Raw genomic sequence first — 15786 nt, 5'->3', positions numbered from 1 at the left:
GCTAGGCCCAGTCGGTCGTCTTCACCAGCATCGGCCGCTCATACTCGTAGCTCAGCTGGCTGTACGAGTATTTGCGGTACTGCTTCGGATCGATCCGGGTCAAGACGATGCCGGCAATATCGGCTTTCACATCGACCAGTTCCTTCAGGCCCTCGAGCACGGTTTCGCGGCGGGTATCGCCCCAGCGCACCACGAAGGACACCTTGTCCACCATGCGGGCCAGGGTCAGCACCTCGGCCCCGACCAGAACCGGCGCCGCATCCAGCAGGATGAGGTCGTAGCGCGGCGCCAGCGCATTGAGGATCAGCCGCATGCGGTCCGAGGTCAGATAGCGCATCGCATCGGGGCTGAACATGCCGGCCGGAATGACGTCCACGCCGGAGAGCGAGTCGGTGAAGATCACCTTCTCGATGTCGTCCTCCTCGTCGCGCAGCAGCGCCGCCAGTCCCTTGGTGTTGGAGCAGCGGAACAGCTGGTGCAGGCGCGGATTGCGCCAGTCGCAGTCGATCAGCAGGACGCGGCGCCCCTGGCTGGCAAGCATGCGACCGAGCGAACTCGCCAGCACCGACTTGCCCTCGCCCGGAACGGCCGAGCCGAACAGCACGGTCTTGGGCGACTGTGCCGCCTCGGAGAGCTCGAGCCCGATATGCAGCTTGCGCAATGCCTCGGTATAGGGCGAGACGGGTTTGCGCAGGACATGCACGATCGGCTCCATGCGTCCGCGGATGGCCGGCACCAGGGCCAGCACCGGAAGGCCGGTCATGGTTTCGATCTGGTCGCCGCGGCGAAAGGTGTGGTCGGCGCCGTCACGCAGCAGCGCGATCACCACGCCGATCAGCCCGCCGGCCAGCACGCCGAGGAAGACGATCAGCTTCTTCGGCGGAAAGGCCGGCGCGGTGGGCGGCGCGGCGGCCGAGATCAGCTTCGCATTCGGCTTCTGCAGGCGATCCTGCCCGATGGTCTCCTTGGCACGGCCGAGCATCTGCTCCAGCAGGTTGCGGTTGACCTGCGCCTCGCGCTCCAGGGCGTCGAGCTTGATCGACTTCTCGTTCACCCCGCCGAGGCGGTTCTGCAGGCGCTCGAAATTCTGCCGCAGCGCTTCGTAACGCGCGCCAGCGGTGCGCGCCTCGTGGCGCAGGCCGCCGATGATGCTGTTGATTTCGGCCTGGATCTTGCGGCGGATGTCGGCGATCTCGGCATTGGCGCTGATGATGCGCGGATGCTGGTTGCCGAACTGGCCGGACAGATCGGCCAGGCGGGCCGTGGCCACGGCTTCCTGCGCCTTCAGCGAGGAGATCACCGGAGAGTTGAGCACCTCCGGCACGCTTTCGCCCGATACCCCGGTGCGACGCAGTGCCATCGCCTCGTTCAGCCGCGATTCGGCTTCGGCCTTCGCCGTCTGCGCGGCGATCAGCTGGGTGTTCAGTTCGGTCAGCTGCTGGACCGCAACACCGGTATTGGCGCCCTTGTAGAGGCCGTTGGCGCGCCGGTATTCCTCGACCGCCCGGTCGGAGCGGTCGACCTGCTCACGGAGGGCAGCGATGCGTTCTGCGAGGAACTTCTCGACCTCCTCGGTCGCCTCGATCTTCTCGCTGCGCTGTTTCGCGAGGTAGCGTTCGGCCATGGTGTTCGATACCTGCGCCGCCGTGTTGGGGTCCAGCGAGCGTGCCTGGATGCTCAGCACATGGCTGCGGCCAAGCGTGGCAACATCCAGCTTGTCGAGCAGAACATCGATCATGACGTTCATCTCGAACTCGGCCTGCTCCTCGGGGGTGAGCGGCTTTTCGTCCTCCCCGAAATCGCCGAGCCACTCGGCGGGGATGTAGCGCAGCGGATTGAGATAGCCGAGATACCGCTGCCAGGCGGGCTCGGTGCGAATGAAGGGATTGAACTCGGGATTTTCGGACAGCCCCAGGCGCTCGATCGTCTGGCGCGCCACGTCGCGGGACAGAATGACGAAGCTTTCGTTCTGGACCCGCTCGGCGTCGGGACTCAGCTCGTTGATGATCGCTTCGATATTCAGCGCCCGCACGCTCGGCATGCCGACCAGAACGCGGGATTCCGCGATATAGGTCGAGGGGATCTGCTTGGCGACGACGACCGAGATGGCGGCGAAGACCGCCGTCACGATCAGGATCATTCCGCGGTACCGCCACAGCTTGCGCAGGGTATCGAGGAAGTTGGGCGCCTCCTGCGGGGCCGTATAGACCGGCGGGGCGGCCATGCCGGGAACCTGGCCAGGATGGGAGGGTGCCGGCTGCCAATACGGCTGGAAGCGATCAGGGAGTGCCATCAGAAGTACCGCTCGCGAACAGTGATTACGTCGCCCGGCATGACCGGAGTTTCGGGTGTGGCATCAAGCCGGGTCTTTTCGCCGTTCGGCCCGGTGCGGCTCACGTAGAAGGAGCTCTCGCGGGCGCGGTAGGTGAAGCCTCCCGCCAGCGCGATCGCATTGATCACCGACATGCCGGTGACATAGGGGTAGCTGCCGGGCTGCTTGACCTCGCCGACGATGTAGAAGGGGCGATAGGTCAGCACCTCGACGCTGACGCTCGGATTTTTCAGGTAGTCGGGCTTCAGCTTGTCGACCAGCGCCTGCTCCAGGCCCTGGCCGGTCAGCCCGCCGGCCTGTACCTGTCCGATCAGCGGAAATGCCAGCTGACCGGTTCCATCAACCTGGTATTCGCCGGTCAGTTCCGGCTGGCCGTAGACGGTGATGCGGACGCGATCGCCGGAACCGAGGCGGTAACCCAGGTCGACCTGTGGCTGTGCGCCCGGCATGCCCGGCGTCTGCGCGGCGCTCTGCTGCGGCATCGGCGCCGCGCCGGACCTGGCCGTTTGCGCGCCTGCGCCGCCGGCCAGGATCAGCGCGGCGCAGAATGCGACAGCAACACTGACACGGCGGCAGAACGCCGCGACAGCAGAACCGGATTTTCTGGAGTGCATCATGCTTCGGCTTCTCTGAGCAAAGTGAAACCCGCGGGCCGCATTCAGCGACCGCGCGGGTCAAACACTTAGCAACAAAGACGCCGGGCTGGTGTGACCAAGCGGAGGCAACAACCGGCCGATAAAGGCCGGTTAATCGCTTACATTTGGCCGGTCAGACGCAGAAAGACCACATTCTCGTCAAAGTCGGCGTTGGGCTGGTTCGACGACCGCGTGCGATAGCCGTAACCGCCCGAAACCGACAGGTAGCGGTTCATCAGATATTTCGCGCCGATGCCGAAGAGATAGTAATCGTCGTCGCGCGAAATGCCTTCGAACTCGTCATTCTCGTAACCGATCGAAGCATTGAGCAGCAGGTTGCGCAGCAGCTCGTGATCGGCGCGGATTTCCGCCCGCGTGGCGAAGTAGCCCGAGGCGTTGCTGAGGATGGTTTCCTCGACCTCGCGCGACAGCGTGCCGGTCACGGTGGTCAGCTGGGTGACGTTCCAGGTCAGCTTGGCCCCGGCGGTCCAGCCACTCAGGTCACCGAGCCGCGCGTCGTCGTATTCCTGCTGGGTGTAGCCCACATAGGCGTCCAGAAAGGTCACACCCGACAGGTCATACTCGGCACCGACCGCCAGGGTGTAGCCGTCGGAGTCGCGCCGGAAGCCGTTGCGGTCCGTGGTGCGGTCATATTCCCGGAAATTGTACAGGCCCAGGACATAGATCTCGCGGAGCGGCGCGATCTCGTAGCCGGCGCGCAGCCCGATCTCGGTCTGCTCGCGGTCGCGGTCGCCCTGGTCGATGGTACCGCCGGCGCCGGTGCGGACGTCGTCGTAGCTGATGAAGTCGCGCTTGGCGTCAAGCCGGGTGGAGAGGCGGTTGAACTGCTTCTCGACGCCGAGATTGATCGTGCTGACTTCGTACTCCGTTGGCTCCCGGCCGCCCTGATCGTTAGGCGAAGAGCGCTGCTCGTGGCGCAGCATGTGCGCCACACCGCCGAACAGGCGGAGGTCACGCTGCACGTCCACGCGGCCGTCCGCCGCCAGGGTGTAATCCTCGAAGTCTTCCGAATCGAAATCGGCGAACCGCACCACCCGCGCATCGGCATGCAGGTTCAGCGCGTGGTTGTTCCAGTTCGAGCGCAGATCGAGCTTGGGCTCGATCGAGGTGATGAAATCGCTCTCCTCGTTGCTCTCGGTGGCGAAGATGTTGCTGTTGTAGCTCTCCTGCACCGACAGCGCGGGCAGCAGGAAGAAGCCGCCGAGCCGGACGCCGACCGGATCGTAATCCGGGCGGGAGCGCTCGGTCACCGTTGCGCCCCGGACGACCTCGTCCACCGGCTGACTCGGCCGGGGAGTGGTTTGCGCAAAAGCTCCGGTAGCGGCGAAAGCGGAAATGGCGAGCAGACTGACGCCCAGATGACGGACAGACGACTTACGGACAGACATTGACCCCCACTTGGCGACTCATCCAACCGGCCCGCTGGCGACCGCCCGTTATTGGGCGGCTTGTGCGCGGGACGACACCCTCCGGTGCCAACTCCATGCAGTTGCGACCATGGCCTCGAGATCCGATAGCGCCGGTTTCCAGTCCAGCACCTGCCGCGCACGGCTCGAATCTGCAAGCAGGACGGCCGGATCGCCGGGGCGACGCGGTTCCACCCTGACGGGAATTGGCCTCCCGGTAACCCGCCTTGCAAGCTCTACAACCTCTCGCACGGTGGCTCCGTTGCCATTTCCCAGGTTGAACACATGGGCCCCGACGGACGTGTCGAGGTAGCGAAGCGCCCGAACATGGGCTTCCGCCAAATCGCAAACATGCACGTAGTCGCGCACACAAGTGCCATCCCGGGTCGGATAATCCGCTCCAAAGATTGCGACGAAATGACGATAACCGGCCGCAACATCTAGTACAAGCGGGATTAAATGGGTTTCGACGGGATGGGCCTCCCCGGTCTCCCCGTCCGGATCGGCCCCGGCCGCGTTAAAGTAGCGCAGGGAGACCGAATGGAGACCGTAGGCCCGGGCATAATCCTGCAGAACCCGCTCGATCATGAGCTTGCTGGTCCCGTAGGGGTTGAGCGGGATGCAGGGATGGCTCTCCGGCATGGGGGTGACTTCCGGCTCGCCGTAAACCGCCGCGCTGGACGAGAAAACGATCCGGTCGACCGCATTCCGCCGCATGGCCGCCAGCAGATTGAGCGTGCCGCTGACATTGTTGTCGTAATACTGCGCCGGATCGCTCACCGATTCGCTGGAAATAATCAGTCCTGCCAGATGGATAACAGCCACCGGGCGGTACTGCCGCATGACCTCGTCGAGGCGCCCGGAATCGATCAGGTCACCGCATTCCAGGGGCCCCCAGCGGACCGACCAGTGATGGCCGGCAGACAGGTTGTCGTAGGTGACCGGCAGGAACCCGGCCGCCGCGACCGCCTTGCAGACGTGGCTGCCGATATAGCCCGCGCCGCCGGTGACCAGCAGCGCCGGGCGGTTTTCCGCTCCGTCGAACAGAGCCATGTCAGCACCGGCCGTAATTGTCGGCCAGGCGGACGATGTCGTCCTCCCCGAGGTAGGAGCCGGACTGCACCTCGATCAGGTGCAGCGGCAGCTTGCCGGGATTTTCCAGCCGGTGGGCGGCCCCGACCGGGATGTAGATCGACTCGTTCTCGCGCAGCAGTATCTGCTCATCGTCGCGCTGGACCATGGCCGTTCCTCGCACCACCACCCAGTGCTCGGCGCGATGGAAATGCTTCTGCAGGCTCAGCTTGGCGCCCGGCTTGACCATCAGGCGCTTGACCTGGAAGCGCTCGCCCAGATCGACCGAACGGTAGTAGCCCCAGGGCCGGTAGGTGGTGGTATGCGTGACCGACTCCTGCCGGTTGCGCTGCTTGAGCTGGGCGACGATGGCCGAGACCTCGTCGACGCGGTCCGCCTTGGCGACCAGCACGGCATCGTCGGTGGAGACGACCACAACGTCATCCATGCCGATCACGGCCAGCAGCTTGTCCTCGGCGCGCAGATAGGAATTGCGGACATCCTTCGTCAGCACGTCGCCCCTGACGACGTTACCGTCGCCGTCGCGATCGGCCGCATCGCGCAGAGCCTGGAAGGAGCCGAGATCGCTCCATGCCATGTCGACGGGAATGACGGCGGCATGCTCGGTATGCTCCATCACCGCACGGTCGATGGAGAGTGCCGGCGCATCGGCAAAGGCCGCGGTATCGAGACGGAAGAAACCGAGATCCTCCTCGCCGTTGTCCACCGCACGCTCGGCCGCTTCCAGGATCGCCGGATGCAGGCGCTGCAGTTCCGCGATGAGATGCCGTGCCGACATCAGGAATATGCCGCTGTTCCAGCAGAAGGCGCCGCTCTCGACATAACGCTTCGCGGTGTCCGGATCGGGCTTCTCGACGAAGCGGTCGACATGGCGCGCCTGGTCGGAGCCGTCCAGCAGCGGCCCGAGCTTGATGTAGCCGTAGCCCGGCTCGGGCCGGGTCGGGGCAATGCCGAAGGTGACCAGCTTCCCCTTCTCCGCCGCGCCGATGCCGCTCTGCACGGCGCGGTGGAAGGCGGCCGCGGCACCGATCGAATGGTCTGCAGGCTGCACCAGCATCAGCGCTTCCGGATCGCGCCGGCTGAGCCAGACGGCAACGGCAGCCAGTGCCGGACCGGTGTTGCGGGCGACCGGCTCGAGGATCAGCTTGCCGGGACGGACGCCCAGTTCCTCGATCTGCTCTTCGATCAGGAAACGGTGCTCGTCGTTGCAGACGACGATCGGTGCGGCAAAGCCCGCATCGCTGAGATTGCGCTCGATGGTCTCCTGCAGCAGCGTGCGCTCCGAGGTGAGCGCGAGCAGCTGCTTCGGGTAAACCGCCCGCGACAGCGGCCACAGCCGCGTCCCGGATCCGCCGGCGAGAATGACTGGATGGATCTTGAAACTATCCTGATCCAGAAAACGACTGGTCTCGGTCACGGCATTCATCGTCAGCCTCGTCGACAGGTAATGGGGAAGCCCTGCGACTATGGCCACGCGACCTGCGAGCCACCAGTGATCATCCTGTGTCTGCGGGAGTCGGCAGAAGTCGGCGCTATTCCGCGGCCGGCAACGTGATCTGCACGCTCAGTCCACCGGTGATGCGGTTCATCGCCGCGACACGGCCGCCGAGCGCCTCGACATTGCGGCGGACGATCCACAATCCGAGCCCGGAATGATCGAGATTGCGGTTCGCGAGCGCCTCTGCCGCCTGCTTTGCAGGCCGCAGCGAGAAATACCGCTCGAAGATGTGTTCGACCTTCTGCGGATCGATGCCCGGCCCCTCGTCATCAACCCGCAACGTGACATTTTTACGATCCTTCGTCAGCGTTACGGTGATCGTGCTGTCCGGCGGAGAAAAGCTGATGGCGTTGTCGATCACGTTCTCGACCACGACCTCGAGCACGCCCTTGCCGGCACGGACAATGACGTTGTCGTCCAACACGCGTACCAGGCGGATCTGGCGCTCGGCGATTACCTCGCGGCTGCGGTAGAGGATGTCGGCCACCACCTGGGTGACGCTGACCGCCTCGCGCGGCGCGTCGATCAGATCGGCGGTGTTGTAATCCAGCCGCTGGGCCGCGTTGACCAAAGCATGCAGACGGTTGATCGAGGACTCGATCAGCACGACCGCGCGTTTGGCGCGCTGGTTGTCCTCGGGCACGATCCGCCGCAGCGGTTCCAGAGACGACTGGATGGTGCAGATCGGCGCCTTCAGGGAATGCGCATTGTCCTCCGCCGCCTGGCGGATGTCCTTCGCCACCTTGCGCAGATCGGCGACCAGCTGGTCGAAATCCTGCGCCACGCTGGTCAGCTCCGGCACGATGTTGTGGTCGGCGAATCTCTTGGCGCTCGCGCGTCCCTGGCGGATCTCGCGGGCAACGCGGCGGAAGTGATGCAGGTTGCGCCATACACTGAGGGCGATCAGGCCGGCCAGCAGCGCGAAGGCAAAGTAGATCGCCGCCGCGATGCGGATCTCGCGCGTCTGCCAGTAGGAGCGGCCGATCGACAGATTGAGGAATTCGGTGGTCGGATGGGCCGAGATCAGAACCCAGCAGCCCCAGCGCGTCTGGATCGGCAGAACGGATGTCAGGATGTCTTCGCGCCCGCTGGCCTGGCGGTAACGCACATCCAAGGATGTCGGCCCTTCGCAGCTCTGCGACAGGCGCTGCAGGATGCCGCGCTCGGCAAGACTCTCCAGTTCAGGCCCGATCTCGTCGAGGCCGGTCCTCGGCGAGGAGGCAACATAATAGAACTGCCGCTCGCCACCCGTGTTGTCGGGCGAGTACATCAGTTTCAGGATCGAGCGGCCGTCGTTATAGCGCTGCAGCTCGGCGTTCAGGTCGCTGTGTCGCGCGGAGTCCGGACGATCGAGCAGCGGGGTGAGCGCCTGGACGATCAGCCAGCTGCGATGCTCGATGCCACGCGCCACCAGTTCGCGGCGCTGCGCGTCGGCGCTTTCGAATTGACCGTAGAGAACGACAGGCAGGGCAATGAAGACGCCGACGAGCCCGACCAGCTTGAGGGTGAGTGATGCGCCAAGGCGGCGCATCACTCGCTGGGCATCAGGCTCGCTCGACTGGGGCGCCGCGCCAGCGGTAGCCGAAGGCAAGGAAATTTTCGATCTGCGAAAACTCAGGGTCGATGGCGCGGAACTTGTTGCGGATCCGCTTAATTGAGGATCGTACATTTGTCCGGTATCCATCTTCCCCGTTCCCCGCGATGAAGCCCGCATGGTGCACGCAGTCGTAAATCGCCCTGTAGGTCACATATTCGCTGGCGTTCTGCACCAGCAGCGACACGATGTTGAACTCGACCACGGTCAGGTTGACGTCATGACCCTTCCACATCGCGCGACTGACCTGCGGGCGCAGCAGAAGATCACCACAGTAGAGCACTTCCTGCCGGCGCTGCTCCGGGGGGTTCTTTGCCGCGTTCATGATCAGCCGGATACGGCGCGCCAGGATCGATGCGCCGCGCGACTTGTTGACGAAGTCGAGCGCACCGTTGTCCAGCGCCGCGCTTTCGTAGGATGTCGCCGGCATGCCGGTCAGGAAGATGACCGGCAGCATGATGCCGCGACGCCGCAGCTGGCCGAGCAGATCGAGGCCGGAGGTGCCCGGCAGACGCCAGTCGAGCACGATGACGTCGGCGGAACCCCCTTCGCTGAAATAGTCGAACATGGCGGTGCCGTCGCCGAAGCCGCGCATGTCAAAACCTTCGTCGCTCAGCTCGCCGCTGATCGCCTCGCGGAAATCGTCATCATCATCAACAAGGACAACCCGGATCTCTTTGGTTTCACCGCGACTGACATCACCGCGGCTGGGCACCGGAACGTAGTTCGGGCCAGCATTGGTGGTTTCGCTGATCAGTACCGTCATAGCCTGTCACCTCGTAGCTTAGGATTCGGAAGACGCGGGTTTGAACATCTGGATACAGAGAAACTGCCAGGGCGCACTGGTCCTTGCGGTACCGCCAGATCCTGGCGGGCGCCCTGTCCTCGACTTCGCTTGGCGCACCGTAGAGATTGCGCAGTTCCTGCTCGCTGAGGCCGGACAGCTGAATCTGCTGCCCGGTTACGCCAGTCGATAACGGGTCCTGCGTATCCGTCGGCCTGGTGACCGCCACCGGTTTCGCCTTGGCTGCACTGGCGGAGATGGATGCAGCGGAACCGGACGTGCCGCTCATGGCCGCCCTTGGTTTTTTTGATTTGACCTGGGAACTGGAACTGGTTCGCGCTTCGCCGGTATCGGACAGGCCGGGAAGCGGCAGAGTCTCGCACGCGACGAGCAGCAGAAGGATCGAACCGGCGGCGATCAGACGCGGCGGCCATGAAGCACGGCCACGCGTTACCGCAGGCGTGCAGCAGGCAGTCGGTGAAGAAGCGCCATTCGGCATACGCTCGATCTCGCCCCACTGTTCGTCCTTTACCGTCCGCTTTGCGTGCGGCTGTGACCGTTCTCAAGCTTTCCCCCGTGCAGAAGGCCCTTCGGGCTTGGCTCTACCCATTGCTGGGCGAGCGATACTGAAGACATCAACACGCGGACCGCACGATCAGGATCCGGATACGTTGTTGACCGGGCGGATATTACGAGCGCTGGGCGAACGTTCAAGGTCAGAGAGGCTGATCGATGACTGCGCCTCGGAAAAGTCACAGCGCTCCCGTTTATGTCCCGCTTCCATCACGTGACACAGCCTGACCACGCAATTACCACACAGCCGCCGTGGCTTCTTTGATTTGTATGCGTCTGCATTTCCGCCGCGGGACGGACCGGCAGTCGTGGTTAACGCGACGCCGTTCGATCACGGCGGGAACGGAAACGTTTCGGAGCCCGAAGGAGAAGCACGCATGCCCGGACACCAGTTCGATGCCAGCATACTGCGCGAGTATGATATTCGCGGCATCGTCGGGACCACCCTGTCAGTGCGCGACGCGAAGGCGATCGGGCAGGCTTTCGGCACTCTTGTCGCCGCCAACGGCGGGCACACCGTGGTGATCGGTCAGGACGGCCGGCTGAGTTCGCCCTCGCTGGCGAACGGCCTGGCAAAGGGACTGAAGGCGGCCGGCATCGACGTGCTGCGGATCGGCATCGGCCCCACGCCCATGCTCTACTTCGCCGCCAAGCATCTCGGCGCCGACGGCGGGATCATGGTCACGGGATCGCACAACCCGCCCGACTACAACGGCTTCAAGATGGTGATGAACAGCCGCAGCTTCTTCGGCTCCGACATCCAGAAGCTCGGGAGCATCATGCGCAGCGGCAAGTTCGCCCAGGGCCGCGGCCGCTCGATCCGCCGCTCTGTGATCGGCGCCTATGTGCGGCGGCTGATGCGCGACGCCGAGCTTACCCGCTCGCTGTCGGTGGTCTGGGATCCCGGTAACGGCGCGGCCTGCAATGTGGTCGAGAGCATCACCCGCCACCTGCCGGGCCGGCATATCGTCCTCAACGGCGAGGTCGACGGCACCTTCCCGGCCCATCATCCCGACCCCACCCTGCCCGAGACGCTGGAACAGCTGCGCGCCACCGTGCTGAGCGAGGGCTGCGATCTCGGCATCGCCTTCGACGGCGACGGCGACCGCCTCGGCGTGGTCGACAATCGCGGCAATATTCTCTGGGGCGACCAGCTGATGATTCTGTGGTCGGAGGAAATCCTCCGCCGCCAGCCGGGCAGCACGATCATCGCCGACGTGAAGACCAGCCAGACCGTCTTCGATGCCATTACCCGCATGGGCGGCAAGCCGATCATGTGGAAAACCGGCCACTCCCTGATCAAGGCCCATATGGCGGAAACCGGCGCGGTCTTCGCCGGCGAAATGAGCGGCCACATCTTCTTCGCCGACCGCTACTACGGCTTCGACGATGCACTGTACGCGGCCGTCCGCCTGCTGAACATCGTTGCACGGAGCAGCCGCAGCCTGGCCGACATGAACGACAAGCTGCCCAAGATGCTGAACACGCCGGAACTGCGCATCGAGGTGGATGAGAGCCGGAAGTTCCGGATCATCGACGAAGTGAAGGCGCGGCTGCGCGCCAGCGGCGCCGATGTCAACGACATCGACGGGGTGCGGGTCAGCACGCCGGACGGCTGGTGGCTGCTGCGCGCCTCCAACACCCAGAATGTCCTGGTCGGCCGCTGCGAGGCGGCGGATGCGGACGGACTGGCGCGGCTGAAGGCGCTGCTGTCCGAGCAGCTGGTGGCCAGCGGCGTTCCCGTTGAACAGGTGGAGCAGGTCATGACGCCGGTTCCGAGCCGGCCGCGCAAATCCAGCGGTGGCCATCGCGTGGAAGCGATGGCCTGACGAGCCGCCGGGCGGTGAGGGCCGCCCGGCCATAAACGAGGGGGCATGCCTTGGCGGCCCTGCAGAGACAGTCCGGAAGCCGCATCCTGCTGGCCGTGATGGCCGTGCTGGGATGCGTGCTTCCGTTTTCCGTTGCGGCGCAGTCGCCCGAAGGCTGCGCGGTGGCGGCCCTGCGCGGTCCGGCGATGATCCTGCGCGATGGCAACACGATCCGAGCGCAGGCGGGCACGGCGCTGCGCGGCGACGACCAGCTGGTCACCGGCAGGCGCGCGCGGCTGAAGATCGCCTGCCGCGACGGCGTCGAGGTCACCATCGGCGCCGATACCAGCATCTCGATGCGCATGATCGGCGAGGCCGGAAGCGCCAGCCGCTCCATCATCGACCTGATCGGCGGCATCCTCCGCATCAGCCTGGCGCCGCAGTTCCAGCGCGACCGGCTGGAGCTGCGCACGCCAACCGCCGTCGCCGCCGCGCGCTCCACCGCCTGGATCACGGAAGCCGGCTCCGCCAGCACCGCAGTCTTCGTCATCGCCGGTGAGGTGGCCGTGAGCAGCCCCGGCCGCGAGCATACGGTTGTATTGCCAGCCGGCTTCGGCACCGATGTCGCCGCCGGCGCGGCGCCCCGCGAGCCGGTACGCTGGGGGCCGGCGCGGGTCGAGCAGGCATTGCAGCGCACGGACGATCCCTGATCATGGCGACGCGGCGGGGAAAGCGGATCTTCCGGCTGCCCGGCTGGCAGATGCTTCTGGCCGTCGGCCTCGCGATCATGCTCGGTACCGCCTATCTGCTGTGGCGCGATGCCGCCCTGCCCGGCGCCATCGAAGGCCAGACCCTGACCTGGCGGTTCCAGACCCGCGGCAGCATTCCGGCCCCGGAGGATGTCGCGATCCTCGCCATCGACGATGCCACCATGGCGGCGGGAAACCGCTGGCCGGTTTCGCGGCGCCTGCTGGCCGAGGCGGTGCGGCGCCTGCATGCCGCCGGCGTGCGGGCCGTCGGGCTCGATCTCCTGCTGCTGGATGACAGCACTCCCGAAGACGATGCCGCGCTCGCCGAAGCCCTGGCCCTGCAGCCGGCCGTACTGCCGATCGCCTTCACCTTTCGGCCCGACGGAGAGATCGGCGAGGATGCGGTGCGGCTGATCCGCCAGGCCGCCCTGCCGGTCGTGCATCGCGACGGCGCCGGCGCGACCGTCACCCCCGGCCTCGCCGCCACCGGCGCGCTGATCCCGGCCGAGCCCTTCCGCGGCAGCGCGGCCGGTTTCGGCCATGTCAACGTGCTTGCCGACGAGGATGGCGTGCTGCGGCAGATCCATCTCGCGGTTCCGGTCGGCGGCCGCCATGTCCCCGCCTTCCCGGTGGCGCTGGCGCGGCATCATCTGGGACTGCCGGAAGGCGAGATCATCCTGCTGACCGGACGCGGCCTGGAACTCGGGCAACGGATGGTGCGCACCGATGCCGAGCTGCGGCTGCCGCTCAACTATTACGGTCCGCCGAAAACCATTCCGACCTGGTCCCTGGCCGATCTGCTGCAGGACCGGCTGCCGGCAGAGCAACTTGCCGGGCGCGTCGTGCTGATCGGCGCGACCGCCACCGGAACCGGCGATACCTTCGTCACGCCCTTCAGCCGCAGCCTGCCCGGCGTCGAGGCGCTGGCGACCATGCTGGCCAACCTGCTCGACGGCCGTCTTCTGCAGCGCCATGCGGCGCTTTCCTGGCTCGACCTGACGCTGATCGTCGGCTTCGGCGCCGCCGCCTTCCTGCTCGGCCATCTGCCATCGCCGCCCGCCGCCAGCCTCGCCGTGGGCGCCCTGTTCGCGGCCCTGGTCTTTGCCGCGCAATGGGCGTTCCAGGCGGAACGGCTCTGGCTCAACCTCACCTTTCCAGCCGCGGCCATCCTGCTCAATGCCGGCGCGGTCGCCGTCACGCGCGTCATGCAGGAGCGGCAGCAGAAGACGAACCTGTCGCGCTATCACTCGCCGCTGATCGCCGAGCTGCTGGCGCGTGAACGGCCCGAGGCGGCCGAGCGGCTCCAGCCGGCGGCGATCATGTTCGTCGACATGGCGGGCTTCACCGCGCGCAGCGAAAGCCTCGCGCCGGAAGCCGCCGCCCGTTTCCTGCGTGAATTCCACGGCCATATCGAGCGGGCCGTTCTGGCCCATGGCGGCGTGCTGGACCAGTTCCTCGGCGACGGCGCCATGGTGATCTTCGGCGTCGGGCAGCCCGGCGCGGCGAATGCCGCCGCCGCCCTGGCCTGCGCGAAACGGCTGGTGGAAACCACGGCGGGGTGGAGCCGGCAGCTGGCAGCGCGCGGCGGAGCACCGCTGGCCATCCGCGTCGGCATCCATTACGGGCCGGTGGTGATCAGCCGGCTCGGCGGCGCGACGCAGATGCATTTCTCCGCCGCCGGCGACACCGTCAATGTCGCGGCGCGACTGGAAAGCCTGACCCGCTCCGCTGACAGCACGATCACGATTTCCGACGCGGTGGTCGCGATGATCCGCCAATGCGGCAGGGAAGCCCTGCTCGAGGGTTTCGTCGCGCTGCCGCCGCAACCGATCCGCGGCCGCGCAGGCCGGATGCCGGTCTGGACCTGGCATCACGCCGCGTCATCCGTTCCCGCGGCGTGACGGCGTTGCGCCCCCGACGGTTGGAATTCCGGCCGCTGCTGCTATAGGCTCCCCGCGAACAGCGGGAGCAGCCATGAGTGAAGACGAGAAATGCCCGGCATGCGGCGGTGCGCATGCCTATCAGGATCAGAGCCTCTGGGTCTGCCCCGAATGCGGCCATGAATGGTCGCAGGACATGGCCGCCGCGGACGCCGCGGCCGAGGATGCCGGGATCGTGCGGGATGCCAACGGCAACCAGCTCGCCGACGGCGACACGGTCACCGTGATCAAGGACCTGAAGGTCAAGGGCTCGTCGCTGGTGGTCAAGGTCGGCACCAAGGTCAAGAATATCCGGCTCACCGATGGCGCCGACGGCCACAACATCGCCTGCAAGATCGACGGGATCGGCGCGATGAACCTGAAATCGGAATTCGTGAGGAAGGCCTAGGGAAGCGCTTCGGGCTGTCTGCGCATCGAAGCGCGAAGGATGGTGCCCCAGGCCGGACTTGAACCAGCACGCCCGCGAGGGCAACGGATTTTGAGTCCGCCGCGTCTACCAATTCCACCACTGGGGCCCGGTTTGCCGCCGGAGCTAAGCGCCGCGGATTTTTAGCTTCTCGCCCTGCCCCTTGCAACCGCCGCCTCCCCCGGCCCGCGCGATTCAGCTGACCGCCGGTGATTCCGGACCAGCCACCCATCGCCGGCCGCCGGACAGGCGGCGGTCATCAAGCCGTCACCGGCCCGCCGGTGGACACTGCGGCCACCCTCCGGCATACAGCTTTGACGTTTTCCTGCCGGCCGGAGCCCGCCCGTCTTGTTTCGCCGCCTCTATGACTGGACCATGCGCCAGGCGCGCCGGCCGAATGCGCCGCGTGCGCTGGCTGTCGTCTCGTTTCTGGAAAGCTCGGTCTTCCCGATCCCACCTGACGTTATGCTGCTCCCCATGTGCCTGGCGGCGCCGCACCGCGCCTTCCAGTATGCGCTGATCTGCACCATCGCCTCCGTGCTCGGCGGGCTGCTCGGCTACGGCATCGGCTATTTCCTGATCGAGACGCTCGGCGCCTGGATCATCGAACTCTACGGCCTGCGCGCGGCCTGGGACGCGTTCGAGGCCTCCTACGCCGAATGGGGCCTGTGGATCATCCTGGTCAAGGGCCTGACGCCGATCCCCTACAAGCTTGTCACCATCGCCAGCGGCGCCGCGCATTTCAGCCTCGGCGTCTTCATCATAGCCTCGGTCATCACCCGCGGTCTGCGCTTCTATCTGCTCGCCGCCCTGCTGTGGAAGTTCGGTCCGCCGATCCAGAGCTTCATCGAGAAGCGACTCACCATCCTGAGCTGGATTTTTCTGATCGCGCTGATCGGCGGTTTTCTGGCGATCCGCTACCTGATCTAGCAGCGGCAGGGAACCGGA

At 65.9% G+C, this 15786-nt stretch carries 13 protein-coding genes and 1 tRNA gene; 5 read left to right on the top strand and 9 right to left on the bottom strand.

The annotated features are described in order from the left end of the window. Position 1: 1 nt before the first annotated feature. The 8 genes from VKZ87_RS16780 to VKZ87_RS16745 all read right to left on the bottom strand — a co-directional run bounded on the left by VKZ87_RS16780 (position 2) and on the right by VKZ87_RS16745 (position 9861). Positions 2-2224 carry a polysaccharide biosynthesis tyrosine autokinase gene (locus tag VKZ87_RS16780; protein WP_324222418.1) on the bottom strand — a complete coding sequence of 741 codons (2223 nt, stop codon included), beginning with the start codon at positions 2222-2224 and terminating at the stop codon, positions 2-4. A gap of 68 nt (positions 2225-2292) precedes the next feature. Continuing rightward, positions 2293-2949, bottom strand: a complete 657-nt coding sequence (locus tag VKZ87_RS16775; RefSeq protein ID WP_324222417.1) for a polysaccharide biosynthesis/export family protein — start codon at positions 2947-2949, stop codon at positions 2293-2295. 137 nt (positions 2950-3086) lie between these two features. Further along, entirely contained in the window at positions 3087-4265 is a 1179-nt protein-coding gene (locus VKZ87_RS16770; RefSeq protein WP_324222416.1) for an outer membrane beta-barrel protein, read from the bottom strand. A gap of 159 nt (positions 4266-4424) precedes the next feature. Further along, complete coding sequence (gene galE / locus VKZ87_RS16765; protein ID WP_324222415.1) at positions 4425-5447, bottom strand: UDP-glucose 4-epimerase GalE; 1023 nt, start codon at positions 5445-5447, stop codon at positions 4425-4427. Between the two features lies 1 nt (position 5448). Beyond that, positions 5449-6903: a mannose-1-phosphate guanylyltransferase/mannose-6-phosphate isomerase gene (locus VKZ87_RS16760; RefSeq protein WP_324222414.1), complete on the bottom strand. Its 1455-nt coding sequence runs from the start codon at positions 6901-6903 to the stop codon at positions 5449-5451. 115 nt (positions 6904-7018) lie between these two features. Continuing rightward, entirely contained in the window at positions 7019-8515 is a 1497-nt protein-coding gene (locus VKZ87_RS16755; protein ID WP_324222451.1) for a HAMP domain-containing sensor histidine kinase, read from the bottom strand. 13 nt (positions 8516-8528) lie between these two features. Continuing rightward, positions 8529-9344 carry a response regulator transcription factor gene (locus VKZ87_RS16750; RefSeq protein WP_324222413.1) on the bottom strand — a complete coding sequence of 272 codons (816 nt, stop codon included), beginning with the start codon at positions 9342-9344 and terminating at the stop codon, positions 8529-8531. Beyond that, entirely contained in the window at positions 9277-9861 is a 585-nt protein-coding gene (locus VKZ87_RS16745; RefSeq protein WP_324222412.1) for a hypothetical protein, read from the bottom strand. The genes VKZ87_RS16750 and VKZ87_RS16745 overlap by 68 nt, the downstream gene beginning before the upstream one ends. Before the next feature lie 451 nt (positions 9862-10312). On the opposite strand from VKZ87_RS16745, the gene pgmG reads away from it, so the two are divergent. The 4 genes from pgmG (at position 10313) to VKZ87_RS16725 (ending at position 14820) form a co-directional block, all read left to right on the top strand. Then, positions 10313-11764: a phosphoglucomutase/phosphomannomutase PgmG gene (gene pgmG / locus VKZ87_RS16740; protein WP_324222411.1), complete on the top strand. Its 1452-nt coding sequence runs from the start codon at positions 10313-10315 to the stop codon at positions 11762-11764. Between the two features lie 50 nt (positions 11765-11814). Next, positions 11815-12453 carry a FecR family protein gene (locus tag VKZ87_RS16735; protein WP_324222410.1) on the top strand — a complete coding sequence of 213 codons (639 nt, stop codon included), beginning with the start codon at positions 11815-11817 and terminating at the stop codon, positions 12451-12453. A gap of 2 nt (positions 12454-12455) precedes the next feature. Beyond that, positions 12456-14393: an adenylate/guanylate cyclase domain-containing protein gene (locus tag VKZ87_RS16730; RefSeq protein ID WP_324222409.1), complete on the top strand. Its 1938-nt coding sequence runs from the start codon at positions 12456-12458 to the stop codon at positions 14391-14393. A 73-nt stretch (positions 14394-14466) separates the two neighbouring features. Next, entirely contained in the window at positions 14467-14820 is a 354-nt protein-coding gene (locus VKZ87_RS16725) for a zinc ribbon domain-containing protein YjdM (protein ID WP_324222408.1), read from the top strand. A 40-nt stretch (positions 14821-14860) separates the two neighbouring features. Here VKZ87_RS16725 and VKZ87_RS16720 read toward each other — a convergent pair. After that, a tRNA-Leu gene (locus tag VKZ87_RS16720) sits at positions 14861-14947 on the bottom strand. A gap of 239 nt (positions 14948-15186) precedes the next feature. Between VKZ87_RS16720 and VKZ87_RS16715 the strand changes: the two genes are divergently transcribed. After that, the gene (locus VKZ87_RS16715) at positions 15187-15768 is read left to right on the top strand and encodes a YqaA family protein (RefSeq protein ID WP_324222407.1); all 582 of its coding nucleotides are present in this window, start codon (positions 15187-15189) and stop codon (positions 15766-15768) included. Positions 15769-15786: the final 18 nt, after the last annotated feature.

Origin of the sequence: Ferrovibrio sp. (assembly GCF_035304305.1) — a bacterium.
Classification (GTDB): Bacteria; Pseudomonadota; Alphaproteobacteria; order Ferrovibrionales; family Ferrovibrionaceae; genus Ferrovibrio.
The sequence above is the reverse complement of the archived record's forward strand: the minus strand, read 5'-3'. Positions and strand labels throughout refer to the sequence as shown.

Bases quoted from the DNA above. Each gene is read 5' to 3' on its own strand.
- VKZ87_RS16730 (WP_324222409.1), top strand. From the start codon at position 12,456: ATGGCGACGCGGCGGGGAAAGCGGATCTTCCGGCTGCCCGGCTGGCAG.
- galE (WP_324222415.1), bottom strand. From the start codon at position 5,447: ATGGCTCTGTTCGACGGAGCGGAAAACCGCCCGGCGCTGCTGGTCACC.
- VKZ87_RS16745 (WP_324222412.1), bottom strand. From the start codon at position 9,861: ATGCCGAATGGCGCTTCTTCACCGACTGCCTGCTGCACGCCTGCGGTA.
- VKZ87_RS16780 (WP_324222418.1), bottom strand. From the start codon at position 2,224: ATGGCCGCCCCGCCGGTCTATACGGCCCCGCAGGAGGCGCCCAACTTC.
- pgmG (WP_324222411.1), top strand. From the start codon at position 10,313: ATGCCCGGACACCAGTTCGATGCCAGCATACTGCGCGAGTATGATATT.
- VKZ87_RS16775 (WP_324222417.1), bottom strand. From the start codon at position 2,949: ATGATGCACTCCAGAAAATCCGGTTCTGCTGTCGCGGCGTTCTGCCGC.
- VKZ87_RS16755 (WP_324222451.1), bottom strand. From the start codon at position 8,515: ATGCGCCGCCTTGGCGCATCACTCACCCTCAAGCTGGTCGGGCTCGTC.
- VKZ87_RS16725 (WP_324222408.1), top strand. From the start codon at position 14,467: ATGAGTGAAGACGAGAAATGCCCGGCATGCGGCGGTGCGCATGCCTAT.
- VKZ87_RS16750 (WP_324222413.1), bottom strand. From the start codon at position 9,344: ATGACGGTACTGATCAGCGAAACCACCAATGCTGGCCCGAACTACGTT.